A 22,488-nucleotide genomic window follows, 5' to 3' on the forward strand; every position below is an offset into this window, starting at 1 on the left:
GCAACGGGCCGGGGGGATAGTCTGCTCGCCGGACGATCACGGGGGAGCCGGAACGCATGGGTGGGGCAGCCACGCTGGAGAAGCTGGTGCCGGTGCTGCTGGCCTTCGGCGGCGGGGTCCTGCTCGCCCGCCGCAAGGCCGTTCCGGCCGAGGCCTCCAAGGCGTTCTCCGACTACGCGTTCCTGTTCGCCGTGCCCTGCTACCTCTTCGGCAACATCTACGCCGGTGACCTGGCGGCCCTGTTCGACTGGCAGGCGATCGGCGGCTACGCCGGGGCCGCGGCCCTCGCGGTGGCGGCGGTCGCGGTGACGGCCGTGGCCCACGGGGTCCGGGAACCGCGGGCCGTGGCCCTGCGCGTCATGGCGGGGGTCCAGGTGAACACCGCGTACTTCGCCGTCCCCGTCTTCATCACCGTGTTCGGGACGGCGGCCCCGATCTTCCCGATCCTGCTGTTCCAGGTGTGCGTGCTGTCCCTCGCGGTCATCTGCGTGATGGAGCTGGGCCGGGCGGACGCCGCGACGGGCGGCCCGGGGCGGCGCCTGGTCCGGGCCGCCGGTGCCTCGCTCGCCACCCCGCTGGTCCTCGCCTGCAACGCGGGCATCGTGCTCAACCTGCTGTCCGTGCACGTCCCGGCCGTGATCCTGGACGGGGCCGCCTTCGTCGGCGGCAGCGCCTCCCCGGTGGCCCTGTTCGCCCTCGGCCTCCACCTCGGCGGCCTCGGCCTGGACCTGCGGGGCACCACCCGCGAGGAACTGGCCCTGATCGCCTTCAAGTGCCTGGCCTTTCCGCTGCTGACCTGGGCGGTGTGCGGGGTGCTGGTCGGCGTACGGGGCGAGTGGCTCGCGTACCTCGTCCTGCTGGCCGCGATGCCGACCCCGCAGAACCTGTTCATCTTCGCCCAGCGCTACGACGTGGGCGTCGAACTCTCCGCATCGATAGTGATCAAAACCTCCCTGGCCGCCCTCCTCCTGCTCCCCTTGTGGCTGCACGCCGTGGCCTCGTGACGCTCCCCAGGGCCGGGGGGGGGATCCGCTCGTGCCCCCGGAGGGACGCGGATCGTTGGTGCGGTATGGAACTGCCGACCATCGCGGCGCCGGGCGTCGGGGAACGCGCCGATGCCGCGGCCGATGCCGCGTGCCACCTCTACGACACCGTCGCGCCCTGGCGGACCGGTGCGCCCGGAGGGTGGAGCCGGACCGCCGCCGAGGACGCCGCCGAGGCCATCGAGACCACCGCGCACGCCCTCGCACACATCGGCCCGGAGGCCGAGGTGGTGCTCGCGCCGGTCCATGCCGCCCTTGCCGACCTGCGCCGCAGGCTCGGCCTCGCGCCGGCCGACCCGCTGACCGCAGCCGGACTCCCCTCGGCCCCGCGGACGGTCGGCAACCCGCGCCGCACGCGGTGGGTGCGGGTGCTCACCCCGCCTTCGCCCCGGCAACCGCCTTCGCGTACAACTTCCTGACGTCGGAGCCGAAGTAGGAGCTGTACGAGGTGTCGGCCGTGTCACCGCCCGTCTTCCAGCCGCCGATCACCCCGATCACGTCACCGGTCCGCGTGCGGGCGTCGTAGCGGGCCAGGAACGGGCCGCCGCTGGTCCCGCCGGGATAGCCCGTGCAGGCGATCCGCAGGAACGAGCCCGGAATCCGCGCGTCCTTGCTGGTGAACTTCGTCGTGCGGTTGACGCACAGGCGCGGGCGGGCCGCCGAGGACGGGTGGCCGATCAGCCTGACCTGCGGATGTGCGTAACCGGCGCCGGTGACCAGGCGGTTCCCGCCGACCACGCTCTGCACCGGCACCCCGGCGGCGTTCGGCCCCACCTGCGCGAAGGCCACGTCGAGCGCGGCCGCGCGGTCGGGGCCCTGCGACCGGTAGCGCGGGTCGATCCAGATCCGGGAGCGCCCGGCCGCGTCCCGCAGGACGGGGAACATTCCGTACGGCTGGGGTTTCGCGCGCGTGTAGCGCGGTACGAACGCCACCCGTTTGCTGTCCGCGCCGAGCAGGCAGTGCGCCGCGCTGAGGACCAGGTTGCGGCCCGGGGAGGCGACCACGCTCGCGGTGCAGAAGTACGCCCCGGCGCCCTTGACCACGAACATCCGGCCGACGACCGGGATCCCGTCGAAGTTCTGGCCGACGCCCGGCGCCGCGGCGGCCGGCCTCCGCACGGGGGGAGGGGTGGGCGCAGGGGTGGGCGGCGGCGTGGGGGAGGGGGCGGGCTCCGGCGGCGGCAGCGGCGCGGCCGATGCCATCCGCTCGGGGGTCCAGTAGGCCTGCGCCTCCCCGGCCGGCGACCCGCCCGCCGCCGCCTCGGCGCCGGTCACCGCACCGGCCGGCAGCAGCAGGGCGGCGACCGCCGCGGCCATCGTCAACGTACGTCGCATGCAGTCTCCTAGAGGGCCTGGGGGAAGCGGAACAGCCGGTCGGGGTCGTAGGCGCGGCGGACGTCTTGCAGCCGGGCGAGGTTCGGCCCGTAGTAGGCCTCGCGCCAGCCGTCGAGCCGCGGATCGGTGTAGTTCTGGTACGCCCGGCCGCTCGCCCAGGGGCGCAGGTCCTGCCAGAGCCCGTCGAGCCAGGCCTGGTGCCGGTCCACGTCGGCGCCTGTCGCGGACCGCGGCCAGTAGACGAGGTACTGGGCGAGGAAGGCGCTGTCGCGGTGGACGAAGGCGGTGCCGGAGGCCGCGATCCGGTTCAGGGCGCCGCCGCAGACCCCGTCGAACTGCACCACCCCGAGGCCGCCGGGGGGAACCGCGGACCCGTACCGCCGGACGGCGGCCAGCACCGCGCGGACCGCCGCGTCGGGCAGCCCGGGGCCCGTCCAGAAGTCCGAGCGCGCCGCGTACGAGTCCCGGTCCAGCAGGCCTCGGGGGTCGCGGCCGGGCAGGGTGCCGGGCAGCCGGCACTGCTCCGCGGTGCGTTCCAGGCAGCCGGACAGGGCCCGTACGGTGTCCCCGTAGCTCCGTACGACGCTCCACTGGTCCCGTACCGGCCGGCCGACCAGGTCCGCCAGGCGGGTCAGCTGCCGGTCCAGTTCGGGGCGCCCGTCGAGGCACACCACCCGTACCGCCGGGGGCGGCGCGGCGGACCCCGCCTCGACCGTGAACTCGACCTGCGTCCAGAACGGGTCCGGGAGCCCGGACAGCCAGCGCTGCCAGCCGTGCAGGACCGCCGCCGAGTCGCCGTCGGGCCAGTGGAGTTCCGCGAAGGCGCAGTCGCCGGCGGGGTGGGTGCGCAGCCGGAATTCGGTGACCACCCCGAAGTTGCCGCCCCCGCCGCCCCGCAGGGCCCAGAACAGATCCGGGTCGCGGTCCGCGGACACCTCGCGGACGGCCCCGTCCGGGGTGACCACCCGGGCGCCGGTGAGCCGGTCGCAGGTGGCGCCGTACGCCCGCGAGGCCAGTCCCAGGCCGCCGCCGAGGGTGAGCCCGGCGATGCCGACGGAGGGGCACAGTCCGGTCGGGACGGCCAGCCCGCGCCCGGCGAGGGCGGCGTTCACGTCCCCGAGCCGGGCCCCCGCGCCGATCCGTACGCCGTCCCCCCCGACCCCGACCGCGGCCATCGCGCCGACGTCGAGGACCAGCCCGCCGGCCCGGGTCGACCATCCCGCATAGCCGTGCCCGCCGCCTCGGGCGACCACCGGCGCGGCCGTGCGCCGGGCGAAGTCCAGGCAGGCGGCCACGTCGTCGGCGTGCGCGGGATAGGCCACCGCGGCCGGGGCCACGGAGTCGTACCGGGGCTGGAACAGCTGCCGGGCCCCGGGGTAGTCCGGGTCGTCCGGGAGCACCAGCCGCCCGTCGATGCCGCGTGCGAGCGCGGCGTAGTCAGGGCCCCGGCCGGCCGCGCCCACGGAGGCGAGGACGGCCGCGGCCGCAGTGCCCAGGACCTGTCGCCGGCGGAGGCTCATGCCCCCTTCCTGCCACCGCCCGCACCGATCGGCGTGAAGGCGGGCCCCCACACACCGGGCTGACCCCCGAACGGCCCACGGCCGGCCGACGGGGGTCGGCCGGCCGTGGGATCGGTCGGTGCCTGCGAGCCGGCGGGCGGCTGCGGTCAGTCGGTGCCGAACTCCATCGCGGCGCGGTCGAGCATCTGCTCGTCGTCGCCCTCGGCCCGCCCGCGGGAGGCGATGACCTCGGCGCCGCCCTCCGGCATCGCTCCGATCAGCCCCGTGGACGCGGCCTGAGCCGCGCCGATGAGGGTCTCGTGGGTGTTGCCGACGATGCCCAGAGCCGCGTACTGCTCCAGCTTGGCGCGGGAGTCGGCGATGTCGAGGTTGCGCATGGTGAGCTGGCCGATCCGGTCGACCGGGCCGAACGCCGAGTCCTCGGTGCGCTCCATGGACAGCTTGTCCGGGTGGTAGCTGAACGAGGGGCCGGTGGTGTCGAGGATCGAGTAGTCCTCACCGCGGCGCAGCCGCAGGGTGACCTCGCCGGTGACGGCCGCGCCGACCCAGCGCTGCAGCGACTCGCGGATCATCAGGGCCTGCGGGTCGAGCCAGCGGCCCTCGTACATGAGGCGGCCCAGACGCCGGCCCTCGTTGTGGTACTGGGCGAGGGTGTCCTCGTTGTGGATCGCGTTGACGAGGCGCTCGTACGCGGCGTGCAGCAGGGCCATGCCCGGGGCCTCGTAGATGCCGCGGCTCTTGGCCTCGATGATCCGGTTCTCGATCTGGTCCGACATGCCCAGGCCGTGGCGGCCGCCGATGGCGTTGGCCTCCATGACCAGCTCGACGGGGGAGGCGAACTCCTTGCCGTTGACGGTCACCGGGCGGCCCTGGTCGAAGCCGATGGTCACGTCCTCGGCCGGGATCTCGACCGAGGGGTCCCAGAACCGCACGCCCATGATCGGGTCGACGGTCTCGACGCCGGTGTCGAGGTGCTCCAGGGTCTTGGCCTCGTGGGTGGCGCCCCAGATGTTGGCGTCGGTGGAGTACGCCTTCTCGGTGCTGTCGCGGTAGGGGAGGTCGTGGGCGAGCAGCCACTCCGACATCTCCTTGCGGCCGCCGAGCTCGGTGACGAAGTCCGCGTCGAGCCACGGCTTGTAGATGCGCAGGTGCGGGTTGGCGAGCAGGCCGTAGCGGTAGAACCGCTCGATGTCGTTGCCCTTGAAGGTGGAGCCGTCGCCCCAGATCTGCACGTCGTCCTCGAGCATCGCCCGGACCAGCAGGGTGCCGGTGACGGCGCGGCCGAGCGGCGTCGTGTTGAAGTACGCCCGCCCGCCGGACCGGATGTGGAACGCGCCGCAGGTGAGCGCCGCCAGGCCCTCCTCGACCAGCGCGGCGCGGCAGTCGACCAGGCGCGCGATCTCGGCGCCGTACGCCGTCGCCCGGCCGGGCACCGACGCGATGTCGGGCTCGTCGTACTGGCCGATGTCGGCGGTGTAGGTGCAGGGGACGGCACCCTTGTCGCGCATCCACGCGACCGCGACGGAGGTGTCGAGTCCGCCGGAGAAGGCGATGCCGACGCGCTCGCCGGTGGGCAGGGAGGTGAGAACCTTAGACATAGGAAGAGTATGCGCCATCATGCATGATCATGCAACGTGGCTCTCCCGTAGCGCGGCTCACCGGCCCGGCTCACCCCCCGGCCAGCGGATTGGGCAGCTCCGTCCACTGGTCGCCCGGTACGCCCGGGCTCAGCCGCATCAGGGTGAGCGCCTTGGTGGGCAGCCCGCCGGTCAGCAGGGCCTCGGTGTCGGCCGTGGCCGGCAGTCCCGCCACCGCGGCGGCGAGGGCCTCGGCGAAGGCCCCGGCCGAGCCCGCCGTGGCGCCGAGCGCCCCCGTCAGCACGGAGCCGAAGAGCTTGCGCCGCAGGACCGCCACGTCGTCGGTGACCAGCCGCCCGGACAGGGGCGGCACCGGCAGCCCGTGCCGGACCAGCCGCGCCGGGCTGATCCGGATGTCGGCGAGATCGCGGTAGACCAGCCGCAGCGGGTCGCCGGTCGCCGACAGGACGACCAGGAGGTTCTGGCCGTGGGCCTCCAGGGCCACGCCGAGCTCCAGCACGCGCAAGGACACCGACAGGACGAGACGGGCGAACCCGGCCAGCCAGTCCGCCGAGCGCGCCGGCGGGAACCCGGCCAGCGCGGCCACCGGGAGGACCCGTTCGCCCGCCGCGGTGTCCGCGTACACCTCGGGAGGCTCGCGCAGCACGGCCGCGAGGTCCGGGCTGTGCGCGGTGACGGCGCCCAGCGTCCGGGTGACGTGCAGCCGTCCGTCGAGCCGCTCGGACAGCGCCTGGGCGAAGGCGGACACGGCCGCCGCCGTCTCGATCGAGTAGCCGGAGATGTCCCGTACGGAGGAGGTCAGCCGGGTGCTGAGCGCCGTCTTGACGTGCGCGCCGCCCGCCACCGGGGCGAGCGTCCGCAGCGCCATCAGGGGATGCGCCGCGAACCCGTCCCGTACGCGCCGGTGCGCCAGCACGTGCTCCGCCTGCCACGGGTGCACCGGGACCAGGATTCGCCCGCCGTCCCGCAGTTCCGCCGGCCAGCCGCCGGTCACCAGGCACTCCTCGGTCCGTACGGCGATCAGCCCGAGATCCACCACCGGCCGGTGCTCGGGCGCGTACGCCAGCTCCTCGGTCACCGAGAAGCCGGGCCGGGAACGGCAGTTCGGGTGGTAGGGATGCCCGTCGACCACCCGCTGCTCCCACTCCCGGGTGGTCCGCGGGTCCGGCTGCGCGGCCGGCTGTCCGGCCCGGGAGAGCGCGAGGGAGGCCGTGCTGCCGTCGAGCTCCGCGGCGAACTCCGCACCGTGCGGCACGCCCATAGCCTCCATCAGCCGCCCCGCCTGCCGGTGGGGCTTGCCGTCGAGCAGCAGCTCCCGCACGTACGGGGTGGTGGCGTAGGCGTCCGGCGGCGGGCCCTCCAGGCGGCCGCCCCCGGCCAGCAGCAGCGTCAGCCCGTCGGCGCCGCGCTCGCGGCCGAGCACCCACGGCAGCGGTTCGAAGGCCAGGGCCCGCCACAGCCGGGTCAGTACGGCCGACCGTGCCGCCGAGTGCGCCGGTGTACGCCGGTTCGAGCGCGGGGCGCACCGAGACCAGCTCTGCTGCGACCGCCTCTTCGGCGGGGGAAGCGGGAAAATACATGCTGGGAGCTCCGCACCTCGGGATCGCGTTTCAGGATGATCACTTCATCATCGCGGATACTGAGGATCACGGCCGGTGGGCGCTTGCGCTGACCCCCGGCGCACCGGACAGGACCGAATGGAACCAGTGGACATCAACGCCGCCGCCGACGCCTACGCGGCCACCCCACTCCTGAACTGTCTGCTCCGGGAGGCCGCCGAACCGGCCGCGGACCACGGCGCGGGGGTCTACCGGCTCCGCGGCAGCGGACGGCTGCTCCGGGTGCGGGGCGTCCGCCGCCCCCAGCGCCCCGAACTGCGTACGGCGGACGGCTGGCACCGGCTCGGCCACACCGAACTGGTCAAACTCACCTCCGACGAGCTGGGCCGGTACACCGGAGTCCCGAACGACGAACTGCCCGTCGAGATCAACGACAGCCGGGACGCCGTCGCCGCGCTGCTGGCCGCCCGCTCCGCCGCCGAGCCGCCGGCCGATCCGTACCTCCTCTCCGAGCAGTCCCTGGTGATGGGCCATCCGCACCACCCGGCGCCCAAGGCGCGGGGCGGGGCACCGGCCGCGAGCTGGCTGCGGTACGCGCCGGAAGCCCGCGCCCGCTTCCCGCTGGCCTTCCTGGGGCTGCGCGAGGACCAGGCCGTCGAGGAGGGCGGTGCGGCCGCCGCCGCGGCGATCGACTCCCTCGCCGACACCCTCGGCGGACCGCGCCCGCCCGCCGGATACCGGCTGCTGCCCGCCCACCCCTGGCAGCTGGACCTGGTCGGCTCCCGGCCGCCGGTGCGCGAGGCCTTCGCCGACGGGCGGCTGCTGCGGCTCGGCGAGAGCCGCCTGCCCGTCTGGCCCACCGCCTCGATCCGGACCCTGTACGTACCGTCGCCCGCGGCCGACCTCTTCGTGAAGTTCAGCCTCGACGTCCGGATCACCAACGACGTGCGCCGCCTGTGGCGCCACGACCTGCTGAAGCTGCGGCGCACCGACGCGGCGGTGGAGGCGGGCTTCGCCGCGCTGCACCGGGCGGGTTCGGCCGCGGTCTGGCTCGCCGACCGCGGCTACCGCACCGCCGGCTTCGCCTTCGAGGAACTCGCCGTCCTGGTCCGCGACGGCTTCGGTGCCCGGGACGGGCACGGGTCCGGGCTCGGGCTCGCGGACGGGCTCGGGGACGGGCTCGGGGACACGCACGCGTACGGGCACCTCGTGCCCGGGGCCACCCCGCTGCTGGCCGCGGCCCTGGCCGAGGGCTACGCCGGGAGCCCCCTCGACCTGGCCGCCGACCCGGCCGCCTGGTGGCGGGCGTACCTGCGCCAGGTCGTGCCCCCGGTACTGGAGTTGTTCGCGCGGCACGGCGTGGTGCTGGAGGCGCACCTCCAGAACACCGTGATCGCCGTCGACGCGGCGGGCATGCCGGTCCAGGCCCTCTTCCGGGACGCGGAGGGGGTCAGGCTGCTGCCCGACCCCGAGCGCGGTGCGGCCTGGCAGCGGCTGGTCTACTGCCTGGTCGTCAACAACCTGGCGGAGATCGCCGGGGCGCTCGGCGAACGGCATCCGGACATCTCCGGGCTCGTGTGGCCGGCCGTCCGGGAGGAGTTCCTGCGCTACGACGCCGAGCGCGGGCTCCCCGAGATCGCGGAACTGCTCGCCGCCCCCGCCCTGCCGGCCAAGACCAACCTGCTGCTGCGCTGGACGCGGGCGGACGGCGCGGACGCCCGCTACCTGCCGCTGCCGAACCCGCTGCGGGGGTAGGGAACCGGCCAACGTGCGCCGGGTCCGCGAACTCGCCTCACCCAAAGGTATAGACCAATGCTAGGTTGGTCGGGCAGACCGCGCAGTCCTTGACCACCCGTCAGAGGAGAAGCCATGCCCTCCCCTTCGCGGGGCGGCGGCCCGGCCGTCATGCCCAAGTACCAGCGGATCGCCGCAGCGCTGCGGGACGAACTCGAACGCGCCGCGCAGTCCCCCGGCGGCAGACTGCCCTCGGAGCGCAGCCTGGCCGCGCGCTACCAGGTGAACCGGCAGACCATCCGGGCCGCGCTCCAGCACCTGCGCGAGGACGGCCTCGTCGTCACCGGCCGCCGCGGCACGCGCGCCGTCACGGCTGCCGGGGCCGCGGTGCCCGCATCGCCCGCATCGCCCGCAACGGGGTCCGCGCCCGCACCCCGGCCCGTATCCGTCCGTACGCAGAGCTGGCTGACGCTGGTCACCGTACCGCCCTCGCTCGCCGACCCGCTCGGCGTGTGCGGAGGCGAGCGGACCCTTGTGCACCACCTGCGCGAGCGCGGCCCGGCGGGGGAGACCCTGCGGCACGCCGTCACCTACTTCAGCCGGGACGCCGTCGCGCGGAGCCCCGAGCTCGCCCGCTACCGGGAGCGGCCGACGGCGGTCCGGGACGAGGATCTGGCCCCCCTGCACCGCTGGCTCGACCGGGCCGAGGCGGACGGCCGGGTCGCCGAGACCCTGACCATGACCCGCATCACCCATCCGCCGGCCGCCGCGCAGACCTGCGGTCTGACGGTGCGCCGGACCCTGCACGACACCTCGGGCCGGCTGCTGACCCTCACCGACCTGGCCTTTCCCACCTGGGACCGGCTGACCTTCCACCGCGACCTGCCCGATCGCGGTGCTCGCAGCGACCGGCGTGATCACAGCGACCGTCCGGTCACCGGCTTCCGCGTCACGTAGCAGAGGGGTCGAGGGCAGGGGCGATGCCGAGGAGCTCGGTGGCCTGGGGGCCGGTCAGGTCCGGGGTCGGCGGCGGGGCGTCCGGGTCGGCGGCGGCGCCGGTCAGCAGGGCGAGGAGGCCGGCCACCTGGACGCCCGCCTCGGCCGGGTGGCGGAAGACCGCACCGGGGGAGATCTCGTAGCGGTTGCGTCGGCCGTCGCGGACGCGCCGCAGGTACCCGTCCGTCTCCAGGTCGGTGACGATCGTCTGGACGGTGCGCTCGGTCAGTCCGCACACGGCGGCGACGTCCCTGAGCCGTACGGCCGGGTCCCGGGCGATGGTCACCAGGACGCGGGCGTGATTGGTCAGGAACGTCCAGTTGTTCCGTTGAGACATGCTCCCCATAGCAGTCATGATGCGATGAGTGATTCACGTGACGCAAGACGTGAAAAGCATTTCCGGTAATTCTTGACGGGAGAGGAGAAGAAGGCCACCATCTACGGCAGTCAAGGTCCCGCGCCGCAAGCCGACCAGCCCAAGGAGCGAACCCCATGCCGGTCCCTGCCCCGTACTCCCATACCGGCGCCGTCTCTGGCGGCGCCTCCGCTCCCGCCGCGCACGCCACCGCAGCTCCGGCCACCGTCCCGAGCCCGCGCCGCAGCGCCGATTCGGCGGCCCGCAGTGCCGGGGTGCCGCGGATCGACGACCCCCGGGAGATGGCCCCCGCGGACGCGAGGGAGCTCTCGAAGGTCTTCTTCCGGCGGCTGCGCTCGCTGACCGAGGGCACCGCGGAGTACCAGTACGTCCGCAACACCCTCATCGAGATGAACGCCTCACTCGTCCAGTTCGCCGTGCGCCGCTTCCGCAACCGCGGTGAGGGCTGTGACATCGACGACATCGTCCAGGTGGGCACCATCGGCCTGATCAAGGCCATCGACCGGTTCGACCCGGCCCGCGAGAACGAGTTCTCCACGCTCGCCATGCCGTACATCACAGGCGAGATCAAGCGGCACTTCCGCGACACCTCCTGGGCCGTCCGCGTCCCGCGCCGGCTCCAGGAGCTGCGCATCGACATCGCGAAGGCGAAGGAGTCCCTCACGAGCGAGCTCGACCGGTCGCCCACCGTCGCGGATCTCGCCGACCGCCTCGACCTCTCCGAGGAAGAGGTGATCGAGGGGCTCTTCGCCGCCAACGGTCACACCAGCGGCTCCCTGGACGCCCCGCAGGCGGCCGCGTACGAGTACGGCGGCGGTCAGGCCGAGGGGCACACGCTCGCCGAGGTCATCGGCGAGGACGAGCCGGCCATGGAACTGGTCGAGGACATCCAGACCCTGGCTCCGCTGCTGGAGCGGCTCAGCGAGCGCGAGCGGCGGATGCTGCGGATGCGCTTCGGCGAGGAGCTGACCCAGGCTCAGATCGGCGCCGCGCTCGGCATCTCGCAGATGCAGGTCTCGCGGCTGCTGAACCGGATCCTGGGACACCTGCGCGAGTCGATGCTGGAGGACGAACCGGGGCCGGCGGACCGGGCCGCGGCCGTGAGGTAGATCACCTTTGCGTTTGCGCTGGTGAATGCCGGGAACCAGCGGGGCTGGAGTGGAACCATCCACACCGGCGGATCCCGCCGGAGTGAGTGGCGCACGCGGGCAGATCCCGCCCCGCTCCACGGCCCGCCGGCCGCGAGACCGGCGCGTGCCGTACCCGGTACGACCCGCGAGGTACATGTGTCCACGCTCCAAGCCGAGCACGTCTACAAGGTGTTCGGGAGGCACCCCGACAGAGAGGCGGCGGGGGTCCGCGCGCTCCGGGAGGGCGCCGACCGCGAGGACCTGCGCGCCGACGGTACGACCGCCGCGGTGATCGACGCCTCGTTCAGCGTCGAGCCCGGCCAGATCTTCGTCGTCATGGGTCTGTCGGGATCCGGCAAGTCCACGTTGCTGCGCATGCTCAACGGCCTGCTGGAGCCCACCGCGGGACGCATCCTCTTCGACGGGGAGGACCTCACCGCGCTCGGCGCGCGCGAGCTGCGCCGGGTGCGGTCCACCAAGATCAGCATGGTCTTCCAGCACTTCGCGCTGTTCCCGCACCGCGATGTCCTCAAGAACGCCGCGTACGGACTGGAGGTCCAGGGTGTCCCCCCGGCCGAGCGCGAGCGGCGGGCCGCCGAGGCCCTGGAGCTGTGCGGGCTCGGCGGCTGGGAGAAGTCCTGGCCCGACGAGCTGTCCGGCGGCATGCAGCAGCGCGTGGGTCTGGCCCGCGCCCTGGCCACCGACGCCGACCTGCTGCTGATGGACGAGTCCTTCAGCGCCCTCGACCCGCTGATCCGCCGCGACATGCAGGACCAGCTCCTCGAACTCCAGCGGCGGCTGAAGAAGACCATCGTCTTCATCACCCACGACCTCAACGAGGCCATGCGCCTGGGTGACGGCATCGCCGTCATGCGCGACGGGCGCATCGTCCAGCAGGGCACCGCCGAGGACATCCTCACCCGCCCCGCCGACGACTACGTCGCCTCCTTCATCCAGGACGTCGACCGGTCGCGCGTCCTCACGGCCGATGCCGTCATGGACGAGGCACCCGCCGGCGCGGACGCCTGCGCCTGCCCCACCGTCTCCGCCGGCACCCCGCTCGCCGACCTGTGCGCCGTCAGCGCCCGGGTCCCGCACCCGGTCGCCGTGACCGACGCGGACGGCGCCGTCATCGGCAGCGTTCCGCAGGACCGCCTCATCGCCTTCATCGGCGACGAACCGCGGCCCCCGATGGCCTGCGCGGAGGTGGCCGCCTGATGCCCCGCCTGCACCTCGGTGCCTGGGTCGACAGCGGTGTCGACTTCCTCCAGAGCCACCTGTCCTGGCTGTTCGACGCGATCAGCGCGGTCGTCACCGGCCTCTACGACGGCATCGACGCCGTCCTGTCCGCCCCTGCCCCGCTGCTGTTCGCGGGCATCCTCGCCGTCGGAGCCTGGTGGCTGCGCGGACTCCTCGCGGGCCTGCTGGCCTTCGCGGGCTTCGCCCTCGTCGACTCCGTCGGCCTGTGGTCCGAGGCCATGTCCACGCTGTCGCTGGTGCTGGTCGCCACCCTCGTGACGCTGCTCTTCGCCGTCCCGCTCGGCATCTGGGCCTCGCGCTCGGACCGGGTCAGCGCCGTCCTGCGGCCCGTCCTGGACTTCATGCAGACCATGCCGGCCATGGTCTACCTGATCCCCGGCATCATCTTCTTCGGGGTCGGCGTGGTGCCCGGCATCATCGCGACCATCATCTTCTCGCTCCCCCCGGGCGTACGGATGACCGAGCTCGGCATCCGCCAGGTGGACCCGGAACTGGTCGAGGCGGCCGACGCCTTCGGCACCGCGCCGCGCGACACCCTCGTCCGCGTCCAGCTGCCGCTGGCCCTGCCGACCATCATGGCCGGGGTCAACCAGGTCATCATGCTGGGCCTGTCCATGGTCGTCATCGCGGGCATGGTCGGCGGCGGCGGCCTCGGCGGCGCCGTCTACCGGGCCATCGGCAACGTGGACATCGGCCTCGGGTTCGAGGCCGGCATCTCGATCGTGATCCTCGCCATGTACCTCGACCGGATGACCGGTGCCCTCGGCCGCCAGGTCTCCCCGCTCGGCCGCCGAGCCCTCGCCAAGGCGCGGTCCGCCGCCACCGGCGCGGCCAAGGTGTGGAACCACCGCCCCCAGCCCGCCCATGCCATCGCCGGGGCCGTGGTCCTCGCCCTCGTCGCCGGAGGCCTGGGCACCTTCGGCGGTCCGTCCGCCGAGGACCGGCCGGCCGGCGCCGCCGACGTCGGCAAGGGCCGCACGCTCTCCGTCGGCTACATCCCCTGGGACGAGGGCATCGCCTCCACCTTCCTGTGGAAGGAGCTCCTGGAACGGCGCGGCTTCAAGGTCGACGCCCGGCAGCTCGAGGCGGGCGCGCTCTACACCGGCCTGGCCGGCGGTCAGCTGGACTTCCAGACCGACTCCTGGCTGCCCGTCACCCACGCCCAGTACTGGGAGAAGTACGGGAACAAGCTGGAGGACCTCGGCTCCTGGTACGGCCCCACGTCGCTGGAGCTGTCCGTGCCCTCGTACGTGAAGGACGTGCGCTCGCTCGCCGACCTGAAGGGCAAGTCCGCGCAGTTCAAGGGCCGCATCATCGGCATCGAGCCGAGCGCGGGCGTCATGTCGATCCTGAAGGACAAGGTCCTCAAGGAGTATGGCCTCGAGGGCGAGTACCAGGTCGTCGACGGCTCCACGCCCGGCATGCTCGCCGAGCTCAAGCGGGCCTACGACAAGAAGGAGCCCGTCGTGACCGTGCTGTGGTCCCCGCACTGGGCGTACTCCTCGTACGAGCTGACCAAGCTGGAGGACCCGAAGGGGGTCTGGGGCACGGGCGACGGCATCCACACCCTGGCCCGCAAGGGCTTCGCGGCCGACGAGCCCGAGGTGGCGCGCTGGCTGAGCTCCTTCAAGCTCACCGAGCAGCAGCTGACCAGCCTGGAGGCGAAGATCCAGGACACCGGCAAGGGCAAGGAGCAGCAGGCGGTCCGCGCCTGGCTGGCCGAGCACCCCGAGGTCGGCACACCGGCCTGACACGAGCCGGCGCAGCGCGCCCCGGGTCCACGCGGTGTGGATCCCGGGGCGCGCTGTGGCGTATCGGGCCTGATGGGCGGCGGTGCGCGGCCGGCGAGCCGCCGGTGAGCGGCGTACGGTGCGTGCGGTTGGTCACCAAGTGCCCCCAAGAGGACCGGAATCCTCCTGGTGACTACACCTCTGACCAGCCAAAACGCTGGAGGATTCGCCCGTGCGGACCAGGGCCTCTCCATGGCACAGTGCGAGCAGTCCAACCGCACGACCAGGGAGACTCCATGCGCGATCCGCACGCCACACCGCTCGCGGCCGCACCCGCGTGCCCTCCGGATCCCGGTCCGCTGCCGTGCTGCCCGGTCTGCGAGCGCGCGCCGGAGCGCATCTCCTGGCGCCAGCGGCCGGGCCGTCCGGTGGTGCTGGCCTTCGACCCCTGCGGTCACCAGTGGTCCTCCCCGGCTCCGCCGGTGCTGGCGGTCAGCCTCTGAGGCACCCCGGCGCCGGGCCGGCTGCCGAATCCATGCGCAAAGATGCGTGGTAGGGAGAGATTTCGAGCATCATCCTTCAGTGGAGCCCTGCCGGGCGCTATCTTGCCAGGTGCATGCCAAAGAGGTGTGTCCGCGATCCGGACCGCACGAGGAGCTGCCCCATGAGACTGCCAGGCATCCGCAGGACCAGGACCAGGACCAGGACCAGGACCAGGACCACGACCAGGACGAGGACCACGACCACGACCAGGACGAGGACCAGGACCAGGACCGGGGGCGGGGGCGGGGGCGGGGGCGCACCCGCCGCCCGCTCCCGGCTGCGGCGCACCAGGGCGGCCCTGTTCGCGGGCCTGCTCGCCGTCGCGGGGCTGGCCGCCGCCGGGCCGGCGGCCCCGTCCGCCGCCGCGGCCCCCGCCGGTGCCACGGCCACGGCCGGCAACGTCACCGCCTTCGGCCGGTCCGGCAACACCTTCACCGTCACGGCCTCCAGCGGTGCCAAGGCCCGCGTGGTCGTCGCCCGGTCCGACATCTTCCGGCTCTGGCTCTCGCCCGACGGGGCCTTCACGAACGACCCGGCCGGCACCGACCTCGCGCCCACCACCGACTTCGGCCCCGTCACCACGAGCTCGTCCGACACGGGCGCGTACTACCGGATCACCACCGGAGCCCTGTCCATCCGGGTCTACAAGTCCCCCCTCCGCTTCGCCGTCTACCGGGCCGACGACACCACCCTCGTCTGGCAGGAGACCCAGCCCACCAGCTGGACGGCCGGCCGGACCACCCAGTACCTGGCCCGGGGTGCGGACGAGCAGTTCTACGGCACCGGCCTGCGCCTGGGCGAATGGGCGCTGCGCGGCAAGACCGTGCCCGTCGCGGTCGACAACAAGTGGCGCGAGAACGACAACGCCAGCCCCGCCCCCTTCTACATGTCGACCAACGGCTACGGCGTCATGCGCAACACCTGGGCCCCGGGCTCCTACGCCTTCGACGCGCCCACCGCCCTCTCCCACGACGAGAGCCGCTTCGACGCCTGGTACTTCACCGGCACCTCCCTCAAGTCGGTGCTGGACGCGTACACCGACGTCAGCGGCAAACCGTTCCTGGCCCCGATGTGGGGCTTCGAGCTGGGCAACGCGGACTGCTTCAACGCCTCCAACCCCGACTACCAGGGCGACCACGGCCGGCTGCGCCACCAGACCACCCCGGACGTCGTCGGATACGCGGCCGACGCGCGCGCCGCCGACATGCCCTCAGGCTGGTTCCTGCCCAACGACGGCTACGGCTGCGGCTACACCGCACCGCTCAAGTCCACCGTGGACGCGCTGCGGACCAAGGGCTTCCAGACCGGCCTGTGGACCTCCACCGGTCTCGGCTCCATCGCCGACGAGGTCGGCAACGCCGGCTCCCGCGGGGTGAAGACGGACGTGGCCTGGATCGGCGGCGGCTACAAGTACGCCTTCGACGGGGTGAAGCAGGCCGTCGAGGGGATCGAGAGGAACTCCGACGCCCGGCGCTACGTCTGGACCGTCGACGGCTGGGCCGGCACCCAGCGCAACGCCGTCGTCTGGACCGGCGACACCCACGGGACCTGGGACGACATGCGCTGGCACGTCCCCGCCATCACCGGCGCGGGCCTGTCCGCCCTGAACTACGCCTCCGGCGACGTCGACGGCATCTTCGGCGGCAGCCCCAAGACGTTCACCCGCGACCTCCAGTGGAAGGCCTTCACCCCCGCCTTCATGACCATGTCCGGCTGGGGCGCGACCGGCCCCTCGGCCGGCTACCAGGACAAGCAGCCCTGGCGCTTCGCGGAGCCGTACCTGTCCATCAACCGCAAGTACCTCCAGCTCAAGATGCGGCTGATGCCGTACCTCTACACGATGAGCCGGACCGCGCACGAGACCGGTGTGCCCAGCACCCGCGCGATGGTCCTCGAACACCCCGACGACCCGGTGGCCCGGGGGAACCTCACGAGCGGCCAGTTCATGGCCGGTGACTCCCTCCTCGTCGCGCCCGTCGTCTCCGACACCTCCGTACGGGACGGGATCTACCTGCCCGCCGGCACCTGGACCGACTACTGGACGGGCCGCACCTACGCGGGGCCGGGCTGGCTCAACGGCTACCAGGCCCCGCTGGACACCCTGCCGCTCTTCGTCAAGGGCGGCGCCATCGTGCCGATGTGGCCGCAGATGAACTACACGGGGGAGAAGCCCGTCTCCACCCTCACCTACGACATCCACCCGCGCGGCGACTCCTCCTTCAGCCTCTACGAGGACGACGGCCGCACCCGCGCCTTCCAGTCCGGGGCCTACGCCCGCCAGCAGGTCGACGTCACCGCCCCGGCCTCGGGTTCCGGCACGGTCACCGTCTCCGTCGGCGCGCCCACCGGCAGCTACACCGGCAAGCCGGCCTCCCGGGGGTACGAGTTCACCCTCCACGTGGCGTCCGCCCCCACCGCCCTCACGGCGGACGGGTCCGCCCTGCCCCGCCTCGGCTCCAAGGCCGCCTACGACGCGGCCGCCTCGGGCTGGTTCTTCGACCCGGCGGACCGCGCCGGAGTGCTGTGGATCAAGACGGGTGCGAAGTCGGGCGCCTTCAGCGTCTCGGCCGCGGGCACCACCGTCCCGGCGGCCGGACCCCTGCCCTCCGCCGCCCCCATCGCGCAGTCGGGCTGGTCCCTGGTCTCGGCCGACAGCCAGGAGACCGCCGCCGAGAACGGTGCCGCCGCGCGCGCCTTCGACGGCAACCCGGGCACGCAGTGGCACACCGCCTGGTCCTCCGGGACCCCGGCCGCGCTCCCGCACGAGATCCAGCTCGACCTCGGCGCCCGCTACGCGGTGGAGGGCCTCGGCTACCTGCCCCGCCAGGACGGCGGGGTCAACGGCCGCATCGGCGACTACGAGGTCTACGTCTCCGACACCACCGCCGACTGGGGCCCGCCCGTGGCGACCGGCTCCTTCGCCGACACCGCGGCGGCCAAGAGCGCCGCCCTGTCCGTGAAGAGCGGCCGCTACCTGAAGCTGAGGGCCCTCACCGAGGCCGGTGGACGAGGCCCGTGGACCAGCGCCGCCGAAATCACCCTCACCGGGCGCCCGGCCCCGCTGCCGTCCGCGGCCACCCTCGTCAACGCGGCCTCCGCGAGCTGTCTGGACCTGCCGCACAGCGCCACCACCCCCGGCACCGAGCCCACCCTCTACACCTGCCACGGAGGCCCGAACCAACGCTGGACCCTGCAGGGCGACGGCCGCCTCACCGGCCTGGCCGGAGTCTGTCTGGACGGCTCCGACGCCGCCCGCGTGACGATCCGTACCTGCGACGGCAGCGCCGGCCAGACCTGGCAGGCGGGCCCCCAGAGCACCCTGCGCACCTCCGGCCAATGCCTCACCCCGGCCGGGTCCGGCACCGCCAACGGCACCCGCCTCACCCGGGCCGCCTGTACCGAGGCCCCCGCCCAGCGCTGGACCTTCACCCCCTGACCCGCCCGTCGGCCGCCGGGCCCGCCCGCTCGGCGGCCCGCGGGCGGGAGGGGGCGGCGGGTCGGCACCCGTCTTCCGTCCGCGCCTGGGTTCCGGACCCCGTGGCGAGACGCGGGACGGGTTGCCGCCCGGTCCCGCACCGATCCTGATGGCGCCTCACATCCAAGTCAATCCTCCGATTTGCTGCCTGCATCCAAGCGATAGCTTGGATCTCATGACCCTCGACGACCTCCGCGTGTTCGTGGCCGTGTGCCGCGCCGGGAGCCTCAGCGCCGTGGCCCGCGACCTCGGCCGCACCCAGTCCGCCGTCAGCCAGCACGTCCGCCGCCTGGAGAAGCAGACCGGCGCGAGCCTGCTGGAGCGCCACGCCCGCGGAGTGGTGCCCACCGAGGCCGGCCGCATCCTCCAGGCGGCCGCCGCCGACGGCATCGCCGGCCTCGACGGCGCCCTGCGCCGCCTGGACGACCTCGTACGGGGCGGGGGCGGCTCGGTGCGCGTCACCACCGGGGCGACCACCGTCCGGCACTTCATGTCCGAGGCCGTCGTCACCTTCCGCCGCCGCAACCCCGGGGTGAGCCTGGAGTTCCAGACCGAGAACTCCAGCCGCGGCTGCTTCGACGCGCTGGCCGCCGACGACCTCGACCTCGCCTGGATCACCATCGGAGCCCCGGTCCGCGGCATCGAGCAGCGTCCCGTGATGGAACTGCCCTGGGTGCTCGCGGTCGGCGCCGACGACCCCCTCGCCGCCCGCCCGCACATCGAGCTCGCCGACCTCTCCGGAGTCCGCCACGTCCGGCTGCCGGAGAACTCCGCCTCCCGCGCCCGCCTCGACGCCGCCTTCGCCGAAGCCGGGATCCGGGTCCGCTCCGACACCAGCGTCGCCGACTGGGACACCGCCCTGCTCCTCGCCGAACTGGGCCTGGGCCACGCCGTCGTACCGGCGCTGCCCGGCTGGCGGGTCCCCGGCACCGACGGCCCGCTGCGCCTGGTCCCGATCCCCGGCCTGCCGCCCCTCGCCGTCGGCTGGGCGGTCCGCCGCTGGTCGGCCCTGGCCCCGCCGGCCCGGGCCTTCGCCGCCGAGGTGGCCCGCAGCTGCACGGCCCGCGCCGCCGCCCGCTGACCCGCGGCGGTGCGCCCCAGGGCCGAGTGGCCCCTGCGGGCCGCGCTTTCGGGTGACACCACCGCTCGGCGCCCGGCGGCACGCCATCGTGGTGCCCGAGCATCTCAGGCGGCCGGTCATGACGTTCGCGTCGGCTTCCGGCCACGATCAGCCGAGGCGCTCCGGCGCCGCGGATCCGGCCGCCGCGGGGAGATCACGTGCACGTCCTGCTCGTCGCGAGCGCGTTCAACAGCCTCACCCAGCGGGTCCACGCCGAGCTGCGCGACCACGGCCACAGCGTGGCGGTCGAACTCGCCCTGCCGCACCTGCCCCTGGCCGAGGCCGTCGACCGCCACCGGCCCGACCTCGTCATCGCGCCGATGCTGCGGACCGCCCTCCCCGAGGACGTCTGGTCCGCGTACACCTGTCTGATCGTCCACCCCGGACCGGTCGGCGACCGCGGCCCCTCCTCGCTCGACTGGGCACTGCACGACCAGGCCGTCCGATGGGGCGTCACCGTCCTGCAGGCCGAGGCCGAGATGGACGCCGGAGCCGTCTGGGCCCACGTCGAGTGCCCCGTACCGCCCGTGGCCAAGAGCGACCTCTACCGCGGCGAGATCGCCGACGCCGCCCTGGAGGCGGTCCTCCTCGCCGTCGGCCGCTTCGCCTCGGGCACCCACACCCCGCGGCCCCAGACCGGCGGGCACCCGCGTCCCGCGATGCGCCAGGAGCACCGGCGGATCGACTGGCGGACGGACTCCACCGCACGCGTCCTGCGCGTCCTGCGCGCCGCCGACTCACAGCCCGGCGTACGGGACGAACTGCTCGGCGCCGAGTGGTTCCTGCACGGGGGCCACGCCGAGGACCGGCTGCGCGGCCGTCCCGGGGAGCTGCTCGCCACCCGGGCGGGAGCCGTCTGCCGGGCCACCGCCGACGGCGCCGTCTGGATCCCCGAACTCCGGGCCCGCCGCACCCCCGGCGGGCCCGCCGCCCCGAAGCTGCCCGCCACCGTGGCCCTCGCCGGCCGGCTGCCCGTGCTGCGCGAACACCCGGCCCCGCTGCACACCGACGCCCGCCGGAACACCTGGTCCGACATCGGCTACCGGGAGGAGGGCCAGACCGGCTTCCTGTCCTTCGCCTTCCCCGGCGGCGCGATGAGCACCGCCCACTGCCGGCGCCTGCTGGAGGCCTACCGGACCGCCTGCTCCCGCCCCACCACCGTGCTGGTCCTCGGCGGGGGCCGCGACTTCTTCTCCAACGGCATCCACCTGGGCGTGATCGAGGCGGCCACCGACCCGGCCGCCGAGTCCCGGGCCAACATCCACGCCATGGACGACCTGGTCGAGGCCGTGCTCACGACCACCGACCGCCTGGTCGTCTCCGCCCTCGGCGGCAACGCCGCCGCAGGCGGGGCCATGCTCGCCCTCGCCGCCGACGAGGTCTGGTGCCGCCGAGGCGTGGTCCTCAACCCGCACTACCGTCTGATGGGACTGCACGGCTCCGAGTACTGGACGTACACGCTGCCGCGCCGCGTCGGCACCGGCGTCGCCGAGCGCCTCACCACCGAGGCCCTGCCGCTGAGCGCGGAGGCCGCGCTCCGGCTGGGGCTGGCCGACCGTACGGTGCCCTGCGCGCCCGGGGAGTTCGCCGACGAGACGGCGCGGCTCGCGACGCGGCTGGCCGCCCTGCCCTCCACCGCCGCCCGGATCGCCGCCAAGAAGGCGCGGCGCGACCGCGACGAGGCGGAGAAGCCGCTGGCCGCCTACCGGGAGGCCGAGCTGGTGCTGATGGGACAGACCTTCTCCGACCCCGACGCCCCCTACCACGCCCTGCGCCGCGCCTTCGTACGCAAGGAGCCCGCGACGGCCACGCCGCCCCACCTGGCCCGCCCCGCGGCCGGGAGGCACACGGCGCCGCTTCCGTCCCGGCAGCGCCCGGTCACTGGACTGGCGGCACAAGACGAGGCACGCGGTACGTCCGGCTGTTAGCAAGAAAGACGAGGCCGTCGACCCCGCCTCGCCCCGCACACCGCCCCGAGCACCTCCCCGAGGAGGCATCCCCATGGATCCAGCGACGTCGGCACCGGTCGAAGACCCCCCGATCCACATCCTCTGGATCAACGCGGGACTGAGCTGCGACGGCGACTCCGTATCCCTGACGGCCGCCATGCAGCCCAGCATCGAGGAGATCGTGACGGGCGTCCTGCCGGGGCTGCCCAAGATCGCGGTGCACTGGCCGCTGATCGACTTCGAATGCGGGCCCGTCGGTGGCGCCGACACGTTCATCGAGTGGTTCTTCAAGGGCGAGCGGGGCGAGATCGACCCGTTCGTGCTCGTCGTCGAGGGCTCCATCCCCAACGAGAGGATCAAGCCGGAGGGCTACTGGTGCGGCTTCGGCGACGATCCCGAGACCGGCCAGCCCATCACCACCAGCGAGTGGATCGACCGGCTGGCCCCCAAGGCCCTCGCGGTCGTCGCCATCGGCACCTGCGCCACGTACGGCGGCATCCACGCCATGGAGGGCAACCCCACCGGGGCCATGGGCGTGCCCGACTACCTGGGCTGGGACTGGACCTCGAAGGCCGGCATCCCCATCGTGTGCGTGCCCGGCTGCCCGATCCAGCCGGACAACTTCTCGGAGACCCTGACCTACCTGCTCTACCAGGCGGCCGGTTCGGCGCCGATGATCCCGCTCGACGACAAGCTGCGCCCGACCTGGCTGTTCGGCGCCACCGTCCACGAGGGCTGCGACCGGGCCGGCTACTACGAGCAGGGCCAGTTCGCGAAGACCTACGACTCGCCGCAGTGCCTGGTGAAGCTGGGCTGCTGGGGCCCCGTCGTCAAGTGCAACGTCCCCAAGCGCGGCTGGATGAACGGCATCGGAGGCTGTCCCAACGTCGGCGGCATCTGTATCGCCTGCACGATGCCCGGCTTCCCGGACAAGTTCATGCCGTTCATGGACGAACCCCCCGGCGCCAAGGTGTCCAGCAAGACCAGCGGCGCCTACGGGGCGGTGGTCCGCAGGCTCCGCGCGATCACGGCGCACACCGTGGACCAGGAGCCCAAGTGGCGCCGGGCCGGCCAGAAGCTGACCACGGGCTACCGCCCGCCCTGGTGACCGCCCCCCCCG

At 73.8% G+C, this 22,488-nt stretch carries 16 protein-coding genes and 1 pseudogene; 12 read left to right on the top strand and 5 right to left on the bottom strand.

Going from position 1 to position 22,488, the window contains the following annotated elements:
* The first annotated feature begins 56 nt into the window (after positions 1–56).
* Both ACTVZO_RS35390 and ACTVZO_RS35395 read left to right on the top strand, forming a co-directional pair.
* A complete protein-coding gene (locus ACTVZO_RS35390) occupies positions 57–1,004 on the top strand; it encodes an AEC family transporter (RefSeq protein WP_443302227.1) in 948 nt (315 codons plus the stop codon).
* A gap of 65 nt (positions 1,005–1,069) precedes the next feature.
* Positions 1,070–1,462 carry a hypothetical protein gene (locus ACTVZO_RS35395; protein ID WP_443302228.1) on the top strand — a complete coding sequence of 131 codons (393 nt, stop codon included), beginning with the start codon at positions 1,070–1,072 and terminating at the stop codon, positions 1,460–1,462.
* Here the strand turns inward: ACTVZO_RS35395 and ACTVZO_RS35400 are convergent.
* The 4 genes and pseudogenes from ACTVZO_RS35400 to ACTVZO_RS35415 all read right to left on the bottom strand — a co-directional run bounded on the left by ACTVZO_RS35400 (position 1,416) and on the right by ACTVZO_RS35415 (position 7,076).
* Positions 1,416–2,378 (bottom strand): trypsin-like peptidase domain-containing protein, encoded by a 963-nt coding sequence (locus tag ACTVZO_RS35400; protein WP_443302229.1) that lies wholly within the window; start codon positions 2,376–2,378, stop codon positions 1,416–1,418. The genes ACTVZO_RS35395 and ACTVZO_RS35400 overlap by 47 nt on opposite strands.
* An 8-nt stretch (positions 2,379–2,386) precedes the next feature.
* Positions 2,387–3,898: an FAD-binding oxidoreductase gene (locus ACTVZO_RS35405; RefSeq protein WP_443302230.1), complete on the bottom strand. Its 1,512-nt coding sequence runs from the start codon at positions 3,896–3,898 to the stop codon at positions 2,387–2,389.
* A gap of 146 nt (positions 3,899–4,044) precedes the next feature.
* A complete protein-coding gene (gene argG / locus ACTVZO_RS35410) occupies positions 4,045–5,496 on the bottom strand; it encodes an argininosuccinate synthase (protein ID WP_443302231.1) in 1,452 nt (483 codons plus the stop codon).
* A gap of 70 nt (positions 5,497–5,566) precedes the next feature.
* Positions 5,567–7,076: pseudogene (locus ACTVZO_RS35415) on the bottom strand (IucA/IucC family protein).
* 117 nt (positions 7,077–7,193) lie between these two features.
* Between ACTVZO_RS35415 and ACTVZO_RS35420 the strand changes: the two are divergent.
* Both ACTVZO_RS35420 and ACTVZO_RS35425 read left to right on the top strand, forming a co-directional pair.
* Positions 7,194–8,810: an IucA/IucC family protein gene (locus ACTVZO_RS35420; RefSeq protein WP_443302232.1), complete on the top strand. Its 1,617-nt coding sequence runs from the start codon at positions 7,194–7,196 to the stop codon at positions 8,808–8,810.
* 114 nt (positions 8,811–8,924) lie between these two features.
* Entirely contained in the window at positions 8,925–9,746 is an 822-nt protein-coding gene (locus ACTVZO_RS35425; protein WP_443302233.1) for a GntR family transcriptional regulator, read from the top strand.
* On the opposite strand, the gene ACTVZO_RS35430 is transcribed toward ACTVZO_RS35425, so the two are convergent.
* The gene (locus ACTVZO_RS35430; RefSeq protein WP_443302234.1) at positions 9,739–10,122 is read right to left on the bottom strand and encodes a MarR family transcriptional regulator; all 384 of its coding nucleotides are present in this window, start codon (positions 10,120–10,122) and stop codon (positions 9,739–9,741) included. The genes ACTVZO_RS35425 and ACTVZO_RS35430 overlap by 8 nt on opposite strands.
* Positions 10,123–10,442: 320 nt before the next feature.
* Between ACTVZO_RS35430 and ACTVZO_RS35435 the strand changes: the two genes are divergently transcribed.
* The 8 genes from ACTVZO_RS35435 to ACTVZO_RS35470 all read left to right on the top strand — a co-directional run bounded on the left by ACTVZO_RS35435 (position 10,443) and on the right by ACTVZO_RS35470 (position 22,476).
* Positions 10,443–11,270 carry a SigB/SigF/SigG family RNA polymerase sigma factor gene (locus ACTVZO_RS35435; RefSeq protein ID WP_443303371.1) on the top strand — a complete coding sequence of 276 codons (828 nt, stop codon included), beginning with the start codon at positions 10,443–10,445 and terminating at the stop codon, positions 11,268–11,270.
* A gap of 177 nt (positions 11,271–11,447) precedes the next feature.
* The gene (locus tag ACTVZO_RS35440) at positions 11,448–12,509 is read left to right on the top strand and encodes a quaternary amine ABC transporter ATP-binding protein (protein ID WP_443302235.1); all 1,062 of its coding nucleotides are present in this window, start codon (positions 11,448–11,450) and stop codon (positions 12,507–12,509) included.
* Positions 12,509–14,302 (top strand): ABC transporter permease/substrate binding protein, encoded by a 1,794-nt coding sequence (locus ACTVZO_RS35445; protein ID WP_443302236.1) that lies wholly within the window; start codon positions 12,509–12,511, stop codon positions 14,300–14,302. Before ACTVZO_RS35440 ends, ACTVZO_RS35445 begins: the two co-directional genes overlap by 1 nt.
* Positions 14,303–14,577: 275 nt before the next feature.
* A complete protein-coding gene (locus ACTVZO_RS35450) occupies positions 14,578–14,784 on the top strand; it encodes a hypothetical protein (RefSeq protein ID WP_443302237.1) in 207 nt (68 codons plus the stop codon).
* Between the two features lie 161 nt (positions 14,785–14,945).
* Positions 14,946–18,260, top strand: a complete 3,315-nt coding sequence (locus ACTVZO_RS35455) for a TIM-barrel domain-containing protein (protein WP_443302238.1) — start codon at positions 14,946–14,948, stop codon at positions 18,258–18,260.
* A 214-nt stretch (positions 18,261–18,474) separates the two neighbouring features.
* Complete coding sequence (locus ACTVZO_RS35460; protein ID WP_443302239.1) at positions 18,475–19,380, top strand: LysR family transcriptional regulator; 906 nt, start codon at positions 18,475–18,477, stop codon at positions 19,378–19,380.
* 197 nt (positions 19,381–19,577) lie between these two features.
* The gene (locus ACTVZO_RS35465) at positions 19,578–21,347 is read left to right on the top strand and encodes a hydrogenase maturation protein (protein ID WP_443302240.1); all 1,770 of its coding nucleotides are present in this window, start codon (positions 19,578–19,580) and stop codon (positions 21,345–21,347) included.
* Between the two features lie 73 nt (positions 21,348–21,420).
* Positions 21,421–22,476 (top strand): hydrogenase expression protein HypE, encoded by a 1,056-nt coding sequence (locus tag ACTVZO_RS35470; protein ID WP_443302241.1) that lies wholly within the window; start codon positions 21,421–21,423, stop codon positions 22,474–22,476.
* Positions 22,477–22,488 lie beyond the last annotated feature (12 nt).

It is taken from the genome of Streptomyces sp. IBSNAI002, assembly GCF_052244475.1.
Classification (GTDB): Bacteria; Actinomycetota; Actinomycetes; order Streptomycetales; family Streptomycetaceae; genus Streptomyces.